The sequence below is a fragment of the Candidatus Blastococcus massiliensis AP3 genome, assembly GCF_000582785.1.
GTDB lineage: Bacteria > Actinomycetota > Actinomycetes > Mycobacteriales > Geodermatophilaceae > Blastococcus > Blastococcus massiliensis.
Map to the genome: position 1 here is coordinate 70,706 of NZ_HG931174.1, position 13,542 is coordinate 84,247.

Here is a 13,542-nt window from a genome sequence, read left to right on the forward strand (position 1 = left end):
CGTCGGCCAGCCCGGCGGCGCGCTCGATCGCGGCGCGCAGCTCCCGGTCGGCCTCGTCGACGCGGGCCCGCACCTCCAGGTTCGACGGCGCGTCCCGCTGCCCGCCCAGTGCCCAGTCGGCACCGAGCAGGTCGCCGTCGGCGGTCACGGCGCGGACGCGCGGGTGCGTGGCCACGAGCTCCACGGCGGCGGCGAGGTCCGGCACGAGCGCGACCCGTTCCAGCGTCCGGGTCAGCGCGGGGCGCAGATCCTCGGGCACGTCGATGGCGTCCAGCGCCCAGCGCGCGCCGGCAGGCAGCTCGGGCCAGCCGTCGCGGGGCACCGGCGGCAGCCCGCCGGTGACGAGCAGCCCGGCCCGCCCGCCGTCGGTGGTCCGCAGCCGCTCCAGCGCGCCGGCGGCGTCGGCGAGCCCCGGACACGACGACGGCGTCGGCCATCCCGCCCAGCGCCGCGGCCAGCGCCACCTCGTCACCCGGGTGGACGGTGAGCCGCTCGGCGACCGCCTCCAGGACCCCGGGCAGCCCCGCGCCGAGCACGGCGGCAGCCCCGTCGACCGGGGTGAGGCCGAGCGCGAGGGCGTCGCGGCGCGCCTGCCAGGAGGCGCGGTCGCGTTCGGCGGCGCGCTCGGCGGCGGTGAGATCGGTGACGGCCGCGGCGGCGGCGGCGTGGGCCGCGACCGCGTCCTGGTGCGCGGTGACCAGGGCGACGTCGGCGTCGTCCTGCTCGGCGACCGAGGACCGCCGGTCCGCCAACTCCCCCCCGGCCACCTCGGCGCGCTCGGCGGCCTCCGCCGCAGCGAGGGCCAGCCGCTCGATCTCGGCCTGTCCTGCGGTGACCCGCGACCGTGCGGCCGCGACCTCGCCGGAGAGGCGGGCCAGCCCCTCCCGCCGGTCGGCCAGGGCTCGGGCGGCGGCGACCCAGGCGCGTTCGGCCTCGGCGAGATCGGACTCCAGCCGGCCGCGCTCGGCGACGACGCCGGCCAGCCGGGCGCGCTCGGCCTCCAGCCCGACGGCGAGCTCGGCCTCGTTGGCCGCGACCCGGTCGGCCTCGGCGTCCAGCTGGTCGGGGTCGCGACCAGCGGCGGGAGCCGGCGCGGCGGCCGACAGGTGCCGGGACCGCTCCCCCGCCAGCGACGCGACGCCGCGGAACCGCTCGGTGAGGGCGGAGAGCCGGTACCAGGTCTCCGACGCCGCGGCGAGCCGCGGCGCGCTCTCGGCCAGACCGGACTCCAGCTCCGCCTCCCGCCGGGAGATCTGGGCGAGGTCCCGCTCCACCGCGGTCCGGCGCTCCCGGGCCGCGGTCTCGTCCGCGACGTCCTTGTCCAGGGCGTCGCGCAGCTGGACGAGGTCGTCGGCCAGCAGGCGCAGCCGGGCGTCGCGCAGGTCGGCCTGGACCCCGGCCGCCCGCCGGGCCACCTCGGCCTGCCGGCCCAGCGGCTTCAGCTGGCGGCGCAGCTCGGCGGTGAGGTCGGCCAGCCGGTCGAGGTTGGCCTGCATCCCGTCGAGCTTGCGGAGCGCCTTCTCCTTGCGCTTGCGGTGCTTGAGGACGCCGGCCGCCTCCTCGATGAAGGCGCGGCGGTCCTCGGGGCGGCCGGAGAGGACGGCGTCGAGCTGGCCCTGGCCCACGATGACGTGCATCTCGCGGCCGATGCCGGAGTCGCTGAGCAGCTCCTGCACGTCGAGCAGGCGCACCTTGTCGCCGTTGATCTCGTACTCGCTCTCACCGGAGCGGTACATGCGCCGGGTGATCGACACCTCGGTGTAGGCGATCGGCAGCGCGCCGTCGGAGTTGTCGATGGTCAGCGTCACCTCGGCGCGGCCCAGGGCCGGGCGGCCGGCGGTGCCGGCGAAGATGACGTCCTCCATCTTGCCGCCGCGCAGGCTCTTCGCGCCCTGCTCGCCGAGGACCCAGGCGATGGCGTCGACGACGTTGGACTTGCCCGACCCGTTGGGGCCGACGACGGCGGTGATGCCGGGCTCCAGCCGGAGCGTCGTCGCGGACGCGAAGGACTTGAAGCCCTTGAGCGTCAGGCTGGAGAGGTGCACAGAACGGCAACCTAACGGAGCGGAGGCTCCGGACCCCGCATCTCCGGGCCGCCTGCTACGCGTGTGACGGAAAGGTTCGGCTGATCAGGCGAGCGCGGGCTCGTTGTCGCCGGTGAGGGAGAGCAGTTCGTGGGCGATGGCCGCGTCGCGCTGGGCGCGGAGCTCCTCGAGTTCCTGCTCCAGCCGGCGCACCTTGCCCCGCAGGACCGCGTTCTCCTCGACGAGGCGGAGTTCCGCGGGTGCTACGACGTGACCGAACAGGGCCTTGGCCATGACTGCGACGGCCTTTCCGAGCGAGGAGGTGGGCCCGGCGCCCCGTGGTGACGGTCGGCGCGAGCTGTGGTATGTCCAGGGTGACAGGCCTGGAGACGCAGGTCAACGCGAGGCCTACCTACTGCGGGTGTCGCGGCGGTGTCGTCTTCGTCACTCCTGGAGAACGCCGCGCGGCGGCGTCACGACCGGCGGGAACGGGCCGACGACGCCCGCGGGCGCGGCTGGCAGACCGGGCAGCTGTAGCTCGAGCGGTTCATGAACGACTCGCGCCGGATCGGCGTCCCGCACCGGGGGCAGGGCCGGTCGGCCTGGCCGTAGACGGCGAGGAACCGGGAGAAATAGCCGCTCTGCCCGTTGACGTCCACGTACAGGGAGTCGAACGAGGTGCCGCCCTGGGCCAGCGCCTCGCCGAGCACGTCGCGGACCCCGTCGAGCAGGTCGGCCACCTGGCTCCGGGTGAGCCGGTCGGTGGGCCGGGCCCCGTGCAGCCGGGCCCGCCACAGCGCCTCGTCGGCGTAGATGTTGCCCACCCCGCCGATCAGCGTCTGGTCGAGCAGCGCCCGTTTCACCTCGGTGCGCCGGCGGCGCAGTGCCGCGGAGAAGGCGTCGACGTCGAAGGACTCGTCCAGCGGGTCGATGGCGATGTGCGCCAGCCGCGTCGGCACGGCGTCGTCGCCGCCGAGGTCCTCGACCGCGAGGCCGCCGAAGGTGCGCTGGTCGACGAAGCGCAGCTCGCGGCCGCGGTCGGTGAAGGTGAAGCGGGCGCGCAGGTGCGTCTCGTCGGGCGCCGAGGGCTTCTCGACCAGCAGCTGCCCGCTCATGCCGAGGTGACCCACGAGGGCCCGGCCCGAGGGGGTGCCGTCGGGCTCGGCCAGCGGGAGCCACAGGTACTTGCCGCGACGGTGGGCTGCGGTGAGGGTGCGGCCGGTGAGCGCCTGCACGAAGTGCTCGGTGCCCTCCAGGTGCCGGCGGACGGCGCGGGGGTGGCGCACCTGAACCTCGGCGACGGTGCGGCCGGCGACCCACTGCTCCAGGCCCCGGCGCACCACCTCGACCTCCGGCAGCTCGGGCACGGCGTCAGGCCTCGGCGGACAGGGCGCGCCAGGCCACCTCGGCGGCCACCTGCTCGGCCGCCTTCTTGGTGCGACCGCGCCCCTGCCCGCGGACGGTGCCGGCGAGCAGCACGGAGGCGCTGAAGGTCTTGGCGTGGTCGGGACCCTCGTCCTCGGTCAGGTAGGTGGGGGCGCCCAGTCCGAGCGTCGCGCCCAGCTCCTGCAGGCTGGTCTTCCAGTCCAGGGCCGCGCCCCGGGTGGCGGCCTCGACCAGCAGCGGGTCGAAGAGCCGGTGGACGAGCGCCGAGGCGGTGTCCAGGCCGCAGCCCAGGTGCACCGCACCGATCAGCGCCTCGACCGCGTCGGCGAGGATCGAGTCCTTGTCGCGGCCGCCGGTGGTCTCCTCGCCGCGGCCGAGCAGCAGGTGCGGGCCGATGCCGTCCTCGCCGAGCCGCCGCGCGACGCCGGCCAGCGACGTCATGTTCACCACGGACGCACGCAGTTTGGCCAGCTGGCCCTCGGGGAGGTCCGGCTGGCTGCGGTAGAGCTCGTCGGTGACGACGAGACCGAGCACCGAGTCGCCCAGGAACTCCAGGCGCTCGTTGGTCGGCAGGCCGCCGTTCTCGTACGCGAACGAGCGGTGGGTCAGGGCCAGGCAGAGCAGCGCATCGGGCAGCTCGACCTGGAGGGCGTCGCGAGCCCAGGCGGCTGCCTGCTCGGCGTGCTCCGGCCCACCGGGGGGACGGCCGTCCGACGCAGCCTCGTCCGGGTGCGTCACAGCGGCCGTCGTCCCTCCGGCGATGCGCTCGCCGATCAGACCGACAGGACCTGGCGACCGGAGTGCTGGCCGCAGTTCGGGCACGCGATGTGCGGCGGCTTGAGCTCGCCGCAGGCACGGTTGGGGCACGGCGCGAGCGTGGGGGCGGTGGCCTTCCACTGCGAGCGGCGCATGCGGGTGTTGGCGCGGGACATCTTCCGCTTCGGAACGGCCACGATCAGTTCTCCTTGGTGGTGTCGTCGCCGGGGGTACCCGGCGAGGAGGCGAGAGGTTCGGCTTGCGAGGTGCCGAAGCGTTGAGCCAGGCCGGCCCAGCGGGGGTCGATCACCTCGTGCGAGTGGTCGGCCGGCAGGTCGTCGATGCGCTGGCCGCAGTCGACGCACAGCCCGCCGCAGTCCTCGTCGCAGACCGGCGACAGCGGCAGGCTGAGGACGACGGTGTCGCGGGCCATCGGGGCCAGGTCGAGGAAGTCGCCCTCGACCAGGCGCACCTCGTCCTCTTCGCTGGTGGCCTCGGTGGTGCTGCCCTCGTAGGCGTACAGCTCCTGGACGTCGAGGGTCAGGGTGTCCTCGACCGGCTCGAGGCAGCGGGCGCAGGAGCCGACGAGCGGTGCCTGGATCTCGCCGGAGACGAGCACGCCCTCCATCACCGACTCCAGCCGGAGCCGCAGGTGCACGTCCGCGCCGGCCGGGACGCCGATGAGCTCGACCTTCCAGCCCTCCGGTGCGGGCACCGTGCGGTCGAGCTCCTGCATCGCCCCGGCGCGCCGGCCCAGTTCCCGGAGGTCGAGCTTCCAGGGGTTGGCGGACGGACGCCGGGCCTCGAGGGAGGCGGCGTCGCGTCGGTGCGCAGGAGCGGCAGGCATGTCGGTACTCGCGGTAGGTAGTGGGAGGAGGTCGACCCGGGGCGGACCACCGGCGATCGGACCAGCAACCAGCCTACCCGACCAGCGACAGCAGGCAGGTGCCGGTGAGGTGACCGCACCGGGACCGGCCGCGCGACGAGGGGCTACAGCCGCAGGACCGCCGCGACCGCGAGCCAGAACAGGTCGCGCCGCGCGGACGACGTCTGCCACCGGCGGTGGTCCCACACGCTGCCGCTGACGTCGTCGCCCGCGTACAGGTACTGGCCGAACGTCACCGACCGGTGGCGGGCGACCGCGAAGAAGGCGGCCGTCTCCATCTCCACGGTCAGGCACCCCTCGGCCCGGCGGGCGGCGATCTTGGCCTGGGTCTCCCGGTAGATGCCATCCGTCGTCCACGTCTTCCCCACGACGTGCGGGATGTCGCGTTCGGCCAGCACCGCCGCGAGGACGGCGGTCACGGCCGGGTCGGCGGCGACCTCCCGGCTCGCCGGGAGGTAGTGGTATGAGGTCCCCTCGTCGCGGACCGCGGCATCCGGGACGACGACATGGCCCAGCGCCAGGCCGGGGATCACCGCTCCTGCACCGCCGCAGGCGACGAACGTACGGCCGCCGCTGGCGATCATCACCTCGAGGACGCCCGTGGCGAGCGGGGCGCCGACACCGGGGTGGAAGACCCCGACATGACCCCCGTCGACGGGCAGCCGGTACAGGTGGTGCGTGCCGCTCTCCCACGTCGTCTCGGCCACGACGTCGGCGCGACCCTCTCCGCAGAGCTCGTCGATCACGTCGCGGAAGAAGCACACGACCACGCGCTCGGGCACGTCTCCGGTGATGACGACGCCCTCGGAGGGATCGATCAACGCGGGCGAGTCCCCGTCGAACTCCGCGAGAGGGAAGTCGGAGGTCGTGCCGGGGCGGATCCCCGTCACTCGCGCAGCGTGGTGCGGGCCTTCTCCACCGAGCGCAGCATCCGCTCCAGCGCCGTTCCGAAGTCGGCCAGCCGGGTGTCGACGTACTCGTCGACCTCCGACCGCATCCGCGCGGCGTCGGTGTGCGCCTGGGCGCCCAGTTCGTCGGCCCGGGCGACGGCGGTGCGGTAGACCTCGGTCTCGGTCATGAGCCGCTCGTGCTCGACCTGGGCCTCGGCGATCATCGCCTCGCGACGTCGCCGGCCCTCCGCGATCAACGCCTCGGCCTCGGCCTCGGCGTCGACCAGCAGCTGCTCGGCATCGGCCTGCGCCTGGGCGAGGAGCTCGTCGCGCTGGCGCCGGGCGGCACCCAGGAGCTCGTCGCGCTGGTGCTGCGCCTGCACCAGGACCTGCTCGGCGTCGTCGCGGGTCCGGGTCGTGAGCCGCTCGGCCTCCGCCTGGGCCTGCTGCAGGATCTCGGTGCGCTGCTCGACGATCGCGCCGGCGGCCTGCACGTCCTCGGGCAGGGACTCCCGCAGGTCGTCGAGCAGGTCGAGGACGTGGTCGCGCGGCACCATGCAGGAGCCCGACATCGGGACGTTGCGCGCGTTCTCGATGACGGTCGTGAGCTCGTCGACCGTCTCGTACAGCCGGTAGACGACCTCGGTGTTGTGCGTGCGGGGACGGGTCACGACGAGTTCCCGCGAGCCGCGCGCTCGCGCAGCCGGTCGTTCACGGCCGCCGGGACCAGGCGCGAGACGTCACCGCCGAAGGTGGCGATCTGCTTGATCAGGCTCGAGGAGAGGTGCCCGACCTGCGGCGCGGTCGGGACGAAGAGCGTCTCGATGCCGGCCAGCTCGCGGTTCATCTGGGCCATCTGCAGCTCGTACTCGAAGTCGCTGACCGCGCGCAGGCCCTTGACGATCACCGGGACGTCCCGGTCGCGGCAGTAGTCGACGAGCAGCCCGGTGAAGCTGTCGACGGTGACGTCGGGCAGGTCCGCCACGGATTCGCGGATCAGCTCCATGCGCTCCTCGACGGAGAAGAACCCGGCCTTGCCGGGGTTCACGAGCACCGCCACGATCAGCTCGTCGTACAGCGCCGAGGCGCGACGGATGACGTCGACATGGCCGTTCGTGACCGGGTCGAACGAACCAGGGCACACGGCACGTCTCACGACACGCGACCGTACCGGAGCACGGCCTCTCCGTAGCGCCGATCGCGCAACCCGATCAGCGGTGTCGGCCACTCCCACGCTTCCTCGCGCCGCCCTCGCTCCACGACGACCACCGCGCCGGGGGCCAGCCACCCACCGGCGACCAGCGATCCGAGCACCGTGAGCACCTCGTCCACCGGGGTCGCGTAGGGCGGATCGGCGAGCACCAGGTCGAACGCCTCCGGCGCGGCACCGGCGACGACGGTGGACACCGAGCCGGGCTGCACCCGCCCGCCGGGCAGCCCGACGGTGGCGAGGTTGGCCCGCAGGACCGGCAGCACCCCGCCGCCGGACTCCACGAACAGCACCGACCGCGCGCCGCGGCTGAGCGCCTCGATGCCGAGCGCACCCGAACCGGCGTACAGGTCCAGGACGGCGGCGCCCTCCAGCTCCAGCAGCGAGCCGAGGCTGTTGAAGAGCGCCCCCCGGGCCTTGTCGCCGGTCGGCCGGACCCCGGCCGGTGGCACCTTGAGCCGCCGGCCCCCGGCCAGCCCGGCGATGACCCGCGTCATGCCTTCTCCAGGTAGTCGGCGCGCTCGTCGGTGGCCAGCGCGGCGACCTCGGCGGCCAGACCGGGATGGTCGGCCAGCCCCCGCTCGGTGGCCAGCAGCGCGGTGGCCTCGGTCCGGGCGGTGGCGATGAGCTCCTCGTCCTCGAGCAGCGAGAGCAACCGGATGCCGGAGCGGCGACCCGACTGCGCGGCGCCGAGCACGTCGCCCTCGCGGCGGGTCTCGAGGTCCAGCCGGGCCAGCTCGAAGCCGTCGGAGGTGGCGGCGACGGCGGCCAGCCGCTGCCCGGTCGGAGACGCGGTGGGCGCCTCGGTGACCAGCAGGCAGAGCCCGGGGTGCTTGCCGCGGGCCACCCGGCCGCGGAGCTGGTGCAGCTGGCTGACGCCGAACCGGTCGGCGTCCATGACGACCATGACGGTCGCGTTGGGCACGTCCACGCCCACCTCGACGACGGTGGTCGCCACCAGCACCTGGGTCTCGCCGGCGGCGAACGCGCCCATGGCGGCGTCCTTCTCCTCCGGCGTCAGGCGACCGTGCAGCACGTCCAGCCGCAGCCCCGCGAGCGGTCCGGACCGCAGCAGCTCCGCCACGTCCAGCACGGCCAGCGGCGGGCGCCGCTCGCTGCGGCCGTCGTCGTCCCCGGCGGGGGCGCCGTCGGCGTCCTCGGGCTCGTCGTCGGGACCCGTCACGTCGCCGATCCGCGGGCAGACGACGTAGGCCTGGCGGCCGGCGGCGACCTCCTCGCGCAGCCGCGCCCAGGCCCGGTCCACCCAGCCGGGCTTCTCCGTCGCGGGGACGACCGAGCTGGACACGCCACCGCGGCCGCTGGGCAGCTGACGGAGCGTGGAGATCTCCAGGTCGCCGTAGACGGTCATGGCGACGGTGCGCGGGATGGGCGTGGCGGTCATGACCAGCACGTGCGGCGGGCGGTTGCCCTTGGCGCGCAGGGCGTCGCGCTGCTCCACGCCGAACCGGTGCTGCTCGTCGACCACGACCAGGCCGAGGTCGGCGAACTCCACCCCCTGCTGCAGCAGCGCGTGGGTGCCGATCACGATGCCGGCGCTGCCGTCGGCCACCTCCGCCAGGGCCTGCCGCTTGGCCGCCGCCTTGAGCGAGCCGGTGAGCAGCGTGACGCGGGTGCCGTCGGCGTCGCCGTCGAGTTCGCCCGCCCGGCCGAGCGGGCCCAGCAGGGCGCGGATCCCGCGGGCGTGCTGGCCGGCGAGCACCTCGGTAGGGGCGAGCAGCGCGGCCTGGCCGCCGGCGTCGACGACCTGCGCCATCGCGCGCAGCGCCACGACGGTCTTGCCCGAGCCCACCTCGCCCTGCAGCAGCCGGTGCATGGGCTGGTCGCGGTCCAGCTCCGCGGCGAGCTCCTCCCCCACCTCGCGCTGGCCCTCGGTGAGGTCGAACGGCAGCGCGGCGTCGACGGCGTCGAGCAGGCCGCCGGCGCGGCGCGGACGCGCGATCCCCGGCTCCAGGGCGGCCGCCCGGCGCCGCGCGGCGAGGGTGAGCTGCAGGACCAGCGCCTCGTCCCACTTCAGCCGGGCGGCGGCGCGCTCGACGTCGTCCATGGTGGTGGGCCGGTGGATGTCGAGCAGGGCCGCGGGGAGCGACAGCAGGCCGTGCCGCGACCGGATGTCCTCCGGCAGGGGGTCGACGACCAGCTCGCCCAGCCCACCGGACGCCCCGAGCAGCAGCGTGACCGACTTCTGGATCACCCAGCTGGAGACGTCCTTGGTCGCCGGGTAGATCGGGATCAGGGCCCGCGCCCAGTCCGCGTCGTCGTCGGCCCCGTCGAGCAGGTGCATGTCGGGGTGGGCGAACTGCTTCTCGCCGCGCCACTCCCCCACCGTGCCGGCGAACATCCCCCACGCGTTCGGCTTCAGCTGCGCGTGCCGGTGGTTGAAGAACACCAGCTTCATCCGGCCGCTGCCGTCCCCGACCACCACCTCGGTCAGCGAACCCCGCCGGTTGCGCATCGGCCGGGTGGTCACGCTGCGGACCTGGGCCAGCACCGTCACCCGGTCGCCCACCTCCACGTCGGCGAGGTCGGTCTGCTCGCCACGGGTGGCGTACCGGCGGGGGTAGTGCCGGAGCAGGTCGCCGACCGTCTCGAGGCCGAGGCCCTCGCTCATGCCCGTGGCGGTCTTGGGTCCGAGGACCCGCGTCAGCGGGGTCCGCATGCTGACGGCCACCTCAGCCTCCCCGGCTCACTCGACGCCGACCTGCAAGGCTGCCGCGCCCGAGGTGCCGGGGTAGCGCACGACCTCGATGGTGGGGTGGACGGAGTTGAGGTGCCGGCAGACGGCGTCGCCGAGGTCGTCGTCGCTGCCCACGAGCAGGGTGGCCATCTCCCCGCCCGCCGAGAGCAGCCGGTCGAGCAGGTCGCAGGCCACGGACGCGAGGTCCTGCCCGATCACCACCACGTCGCCCTCGGCCGACCCGAGCGCGTCGCCGGGCTGGCAGCGGCCGGCCGAGGTCAGCGCCTCCTGCTCCGCGAGCGTCACCTCCGCCCACCGGGTGGCCGCCGCGGCCTCGGCCATCGCGATGACGTCGTCGCCGAAGCGGCGGCCCGGGTCGCTGACGGCGCACGCGGCCAGCCCCTGCACGGGCGAGCGGGTCGGGACGACGCCGACCTCCCGGCCGAGCTCGCGGGCGCGGGTGGCGGCGCGACCCGCGAGGGCGATGAGCTCCGGGTCGTTGGGCAGCACCACCGACTCCTGCGCGGCGGAGGCGACGATCTCGTCGAGGACGTCGTCCTCGGTCACGCCGTCGGGACCGCAGACGACGACGCGGACGCCCGCCTCGGTGAACACGTCGCCCGGCCCGTCGGCGGCCACCACGGCGATGATCGCCCGCGTCTCGGCCACCGGCTCGGGCGGGCGGACGGGCGCCAGCGGCGTGACCGAGACCCGGTAGGGCCGCCCGGCCTCGATGCCCGCCTCGATGGCGGCGCCGATGTCGGTGACGTGCACGTGGACGTTCCACTCGCGGCCCGTCGGCGTGTCCACGCCGACGACGACCAGGCTGTCGCCCAGCTCGGCGAGCCGGCGCTGCAGCCGCTCCACGGCTGCCTCGTCGGCGTCGGCGAGCAGGTACTGCACCTCGCTGCCCGGGCCGGGGGGTGGCTGGTGCGGACGGTGGTCGTGCCGGTGGTCGTGCCGGTGCCCGGGCTCGGGCCGCCGGGCGAGGGGCGGCCGGGCCGGCTCCACGCCGGTCACGGTGGTGACCAGGGCGTCGAGGACCAGGCAGAGCCCGGCTCCTCCGGCGTCCACGACCCCCGCTTCGCGCAGCGCCGCCAGCTGGCCGGGCGTGCGGTCGAGCGCCTCGCGGGCGCCGTCCGCGGCCGCCGTGACGACCTCGGAGAGGGAGGTGCGGCCCGCGCCGGCCTCCGCCACGGCCGCCTCGGCCGCGCTCCGGGCGACGCTGAGGAACGTGCCTTCCTCGGGGTCGGCGACCGCCCCGTAGGCGGTCTCGGCGGCCTTCTGCAGCGCCGCGGCGAGGGTCGGCCCGTCGGCCGGCTCCTGCCCGGCGAGCTGGTCGGCCATCCCGCGCATCAGCTGCGCGAGGATCGTGCCCGAGTTGCCCCGCGCGCCCAGCACCGCGCCGCGCGACAGGATCGACCAGACCGGCTCGGTGGTCCGGCCGCCCTCCCGGTCCACGGCGGCGAGCGCAGCCTGCGCGGTGAGCAGCAGGTTGGTGCCGGTGTCCCCGTCGGGCACCGGGAAGACGTTGAGGTCGTCCAGGTCGCCGCGCGCCGCGGACAGCACCTCGACCGCGGTGCGGCACCATCGGCCGACCGCCGCCTCGTCCAGGGCCTGCAGCACGGCCGGAGGGTACCCGTGGAGACCGACGACACAGGCGTGGCGCAGTCCTCGGCGGGGCCAGTGGCGGCATGCCTGTGGAGGAACGGTTAGACTCCTCCACGGTCTTGTCGCGGGTGCTGCCTGCCCTGCCCCGCCGTCTCTGAACGATCCGTCTGTGAAATACCTAGTCTGGGAGTGATCCACCGTGGCTGCCGTGTGCGATGTGTGTGGCAAGGGCCCCGGTTTCGGTATGTCGGTGTCGCACTCGCACCGCCGCACGCCGCGCCGTTGGAACCCGAACATCCAGTCCGTGCGGGCGCTGATCGCCCCGGGCAACCGCCGGCGCATCAACGCCTGCACCTCGTGCATCCGCGCGGGCAAGGTCGTGCGCGCCTGACGGCTCCGTACGACAGCTGGACATCACGACGAACCCCGGAGGTCACCGACCTCCGGGGTTCGTCGTGCTGAGGGCAGGTGTCAGGAGCCGATGCCGCGGCTGCGGGCGGCGGTGACCACCACGTCGACCACCGTCTCCACCGGCAGGGCGGTGCTGTCCACCACCAGGTGGTAGTGCCGGGGCGAGGACGCATCGGCCCGGTAGAAGTGGCGGACGTAGGCCTCGCGGGCCCGATCGTTGGCCTCCATCTCCCGCCGCACCTCCTCGACCGGCCGGCCGTACCGCCGGACCGCCGCCTCGAGGCGGCGCCCGCGGGATCCGCCGAGACGGACGTTGAGCACGTCGGGCCGCTCCCCGAGCACGATCGCCGCCGCCCGGCCCAGGACCACCCCGCCGGGGCCGGACTCCGACGCGATCTCGGCCAGGACGCGCTCGGTCTGCTCGCGGTAGGCGCGCGCGTCCGGCAGGACCGCGGTCGGCACGACCCCGCCGACCGGATCGGGCATGGTGCCCAGACTCGCCACCAGCCGCCACAGGCCCCGGACCACGGTCTCGTCGTTGGCCTCGGCCTCCTCGACGGGAACGCCGAGCCGGCCGGCGACCTCCACCGGGATCGCCCGGTCGTGGAACGGCAGCGCCAGCCGCTCGGCCACGGCCCGGGCGACCTCCGGTCCCGCCGCCCCGTACGCCGCCGACACCGTCACGACGCCCATGAGATCCCCTCTCCGCCGTCCGCCCCGCCGTCCACCGGAGGGAGGTCCTTGCCCAGGAACACGGCGTCCGGGGCGCAGGCGTACACGCCGTAGCCCGGCACGGGCCGGTAGCCCAGTTCCGCGTAGAGCGCGATCGCCTCGGGCTGCTGCTGGCCGGTGTTGAGCACCACCGACCGGTGACCCGCGACGGCAGCGCTGTGCTCGAGCGCGGCCATGATGTGCCGGGCGAGCCCCCGGCGCCGGAAGGCCGGCCCGACGTAGACCCGCTTGACCTCCACGCCGCCGGGCGGATAGACCCGCCAGGCCCCGCAGCCGGCGGGGACCCCGTCCACCTCCAGGACGAGGAACAGCCCGGACGGCCGGCGGAAGTCCGCGGGATCCACCGGAGCCGCATCGCGCCCGCCGTAGCGGGCCACGTACTCCTGCTGCACCTGCTCGACCAGGTACTGCGCCAGCGGGTCCTCGTAGGGCAGCGCACGCAGGCGCACCACCGACCCGTCCGGGGAGTGCTCAGCCGAAGTGCGCATGCCCCGTCCCCTCCGCCCCGAGCGCTCGTGCGACCGCGTCGGCCGGCTCGCCGCTCACCAGCACGCCGGCATCCTGCCCTGCCGCGCGCACGGATCCGATCTCCGACCAGCCGTCGGGCAGCGGAGTGTCGGGCGGGAAGGTCGCCACGAGGGCGTGGTCCTCGCCGCCGGTCAGGACCCAGACCAGCGGGTCGGCGCCCAGCGCGGCCGCGACCTGCTGCAGCGGCCCCTCGGGGACCAAGCAGGCCCGGACCAGCGCCGCCCGGTCCAGGTCGACGACCACCCCGCTCGCGGTCGCGAGGTGGCCCACGTCCGCGAGCAGACCGTCGCTGACGTCGCACATGGCCGTGGCTCCCGCTCCCGCCGCGGCCGGGCCGGCCGCGTACGGCGGCGCCGGCCGGCGGTGCGCCGCGACCGCGGCCAACGGACTGCTGAAGCCCCGGCGCAGCACGG

The 13,542-nt window shown here is 75.1% G+C and carries 14 protein-coding genes and 3 pseudogenes; 1 reads left to right on the plus strand and 16 read right to left on the minus strand.

Annotated elements, in window-relative coordinates:
• The 13 genes and pseudogenes from BN344_RS20685 to BN344_RS08840 form a co-directional block, all read right to left on the minus strand.
• Positions 1-472: pseudogene (locus BN344_RS20685) on the minus strand (hypothetical protein); the annotation flags it as partial.
• Between the two features lie 424 nt (positions 473-896).
• A pseudogene (locus BN344_RS20690) lies at positions 897-2,045 on the minus strand (chromosome segregation SMC family protein); the annotation flags it as partial.
• 84 nt (positions 2,046-2,129) lie between these two features.
• Positions 2,130-2,318, minus strand: coding sequence for a hypothetical protein (locus BN344_RS08790; protein WP_040338223.1), 189 nt, complete (start codon positions 2,316-2,318; stop codon positions 2,130-2,132).
• A 179-nt stretch (positions 2,319-2,497) separates the two neighbouring features.
• A complete protein-coding gene (mutM, locus tag BN344_RS08795; RefSeq protein WP_040338224.1) occupies positions 2,498-3,391 on the minus strand; it encodes a bifunctional DNA-formamidopyrimidine glycosylase/DNA-(apurinic or apyrimidinic site) lyase in 894 nt (297 codons plus the stop codon).
• A gap of 4 nt (positions 3,392-3,395) precedes the next feature.
• Positions 3,396-4,148 (minus strand): ribonuclease III, encoded by a 753-nt coding sequence (rnc, locus tag BN344_RS08800; RefSeq protein WP_040338225.1) that lies wholly within the window; start codon positions 4,146-4,148, stop codon positions 3,396-3,398.
• 35 nt (positions 4,149-4,183) lie between these two features.
• On the minus strand, positions 4,184-4,363 hold the full coding sequence (gene rpmF, locus BN344_RS08805; protein ID WP_040338226.1) for a 50S ribosomal protein L32: 180 nt from the start codon (positions 4,361-4,363) through the stop codon (positions 4,184-4,186).
• Between the two features lie 2 nt (positions 4,364-4,365).
• The gene (locus BN344_RS08810) at positions 4,366-5,013 is read right to left on the minus strand and encodes a YceD family protein (RefSeq protein WP_040338227.1); all 648 of its coding nucleotides are present in this window, start codon (positions 5,011-5,013) and stop codon (positions 4,366-4,368) included.
• Positions 5,014-5,156: 143 nt separating this feature from the next.
• The gene (locus BN344_RS08815; RefSeq protein WP_197022293.1) at positions 5,157-5,942 is read right to left on the minus strand and encodes a nucleoside phosphorylase; all 786 of its coding nucleotides are present in this window, start codon (positions 5,940-5,942) and stop codon (positions 5,157-5,159) included.
• Positions 5,939-6,613: a hypothetical protein gene (locus BN344_RS08820; RefSeq protein ID WP_040338228.1), complete on the minus strand. Its 675-nt coding sequence runs from the start codon at positions 6,611-6,613 to the stop codon at positions 5,939-5,941. Before BN344_RS08820 ends, BN344_RS08815 begins: the two co-directional genes overlap by 4 nt.
• Complete coding sequence (gene coaD / locus BN344_RS08825) at positions 6,610-7,098, minus strand: pantetheine-phosphate adenylyltransferase (protein WP_040338229.1); 489 nt, start codon at positions 7,096-7,098, stop codon at positions 6,610-6,612. Before coaD ends, BN344_RS08820 begins: the two co-directional genes overlap by 4 nt.
• Positions 7,095-7,649 (minus strand): 16S rRNA (guanine(966)-N(2))-methyltransferase RsmD, encoded by a 555-nt coding sequence (rsmD, locus tag BN344_RS08830; RefSeq protein ID WP_040338230.1) that lies wholly within the window; start codon positions 7,647-7,649, stop codon positions 7,095-7,097. The genes coaD and rsmD overlap by 4 nt, the downstream gene beginning before the upstream one ends.
• On the minus strand, positions 7,646-9,829 hold the full coding sequence (recG, locus tag BN344_RS08835; protein WP_040338993.1) for an ATP-dependent DNA helicase RecG: 2,184 nt from the start codon (positions 9,827-9,829) through the stop codon (positions 7,646-7,648). Before recG ends, rsmD begins: the two co-directional genes overlap by 4 nt.
• 27 nt (positions 9,830-9,856) lie before the next feature.
• Positions 9,857-11,473 (minus strand): DAK2 domain-containing protein, encoded by a 1,617-nt coding sequence (locus BN344_RS08840; RefSeq protein ID WP_040338231.1) that lies wholly within the window; start codon positions 11,471-11,473, stop codon positions 9,857-9,859.
• A gap of 193 nt (positions 11,474-11,666) precedes the next feature.
• Here BN344_RS08840 and rpmB point away from each other — a divergent pair, with 193 nt between their 5' ends.
• Positions 11,667-11,849, plus strand: a complete 183-nt coding sequence (rpmB, locus tag BN344_RS08845; RefSeq protein WP_425427062.1) for a 50S ribosomal protein L28 — start codon at positions 11,667-11,669, stop codon at positions 11,847-11,849.
• Between the two features lie 80 nt (positions 11,850-11,929).
• On the opposite strand, the gene BN344_RS08850 is transcribed toward rpmB, so the two are convergent.
• From BN344_RS08850 to BN344_RS20695, 3 genes and pseudogenes are all read right to left on the minus strand, one after another.
• Positions 11,930-12,562 carry a cytidylate kinase-like family protein gene (locus BN344_RS08850; protein WP_040338232.1) on the minus strand — a complete coding sequence of 211 codons (633 nt, stop codon included), beginning with the start codon at positions 12,560-12,562 and terminating at the stop codon, positions 11,930-11,932.
• Complete coding sequence (locus BN344_RS08855) at positions 12,550-13,089, minus strand: GNAT family N-acetyltransferase (RefSeq protein ID WP_051515744.1); 540 nt, start codon at positions 13,087-13,089, stop codon at positions 12,550-12,552. Before BN344_RS08855 ends, BN344_RS08850 begins: the two co-directional genes overlap by 13 nt.
• A pseudogene (locus BN344_RS20695) lies at positions 13,073-13,542 on the minus strand (thiamine-phosphate kinase); the annotation flags it as partial. The pseudogene BN344_RS20695 and the gene BN344_RS08855, both read right to left, overlap by 17 nt.

What these genes read in the sequence shown, in the direction of transcription:
- BN344_RS08810 (WP_040338227.1), bottom strand. Translation starts at nt 5,013, where the DNA reads ATGCCTGCCGCTCCTGCGCACCGACGCGACGCCGCCTCCCTCGAGGCC.
- BN344_RS08855 (WP_051515744.1), bottom strand. Translation starts at nt 13,089, where the DNA reads ATGCGCACTTCGGCTGAGCACTCCCCGGACGGGTCGGTGGTGCGCCTG.
- BN344_RS08850 (WP_040338232.1), bottom strand. Translation starts at nt 12,562, where the DNA reads ATGGGCGTCGTGACGGTGTCGGCGGCGTACGGGGCGGCGGGACCGGAG.
- BN344_RS08790 (WP_040338223.1), bottom strand. Translation starts at nt 2,318, where the DNA reads ATGGCCAAGGCCCTGTTCGGTCACGTCGTAGCACCCGCGGAACTCCGC.
- recG (WP_040338993.1), bottom strand. Translation starts at nt 9,829, where the DNA reads ATGCGGACCCCGCTGACGCGGGTCCTCGGACCCAAGACCGCCACGGGC.
- rsmD (WP_040338230.1), bottom strand. Translation starts at nt 7,649, where the DNA reads ATGACGCGGGTCATCGCCGGGCTGGCCGGGGGCCGGCGGCTCAAGGTG.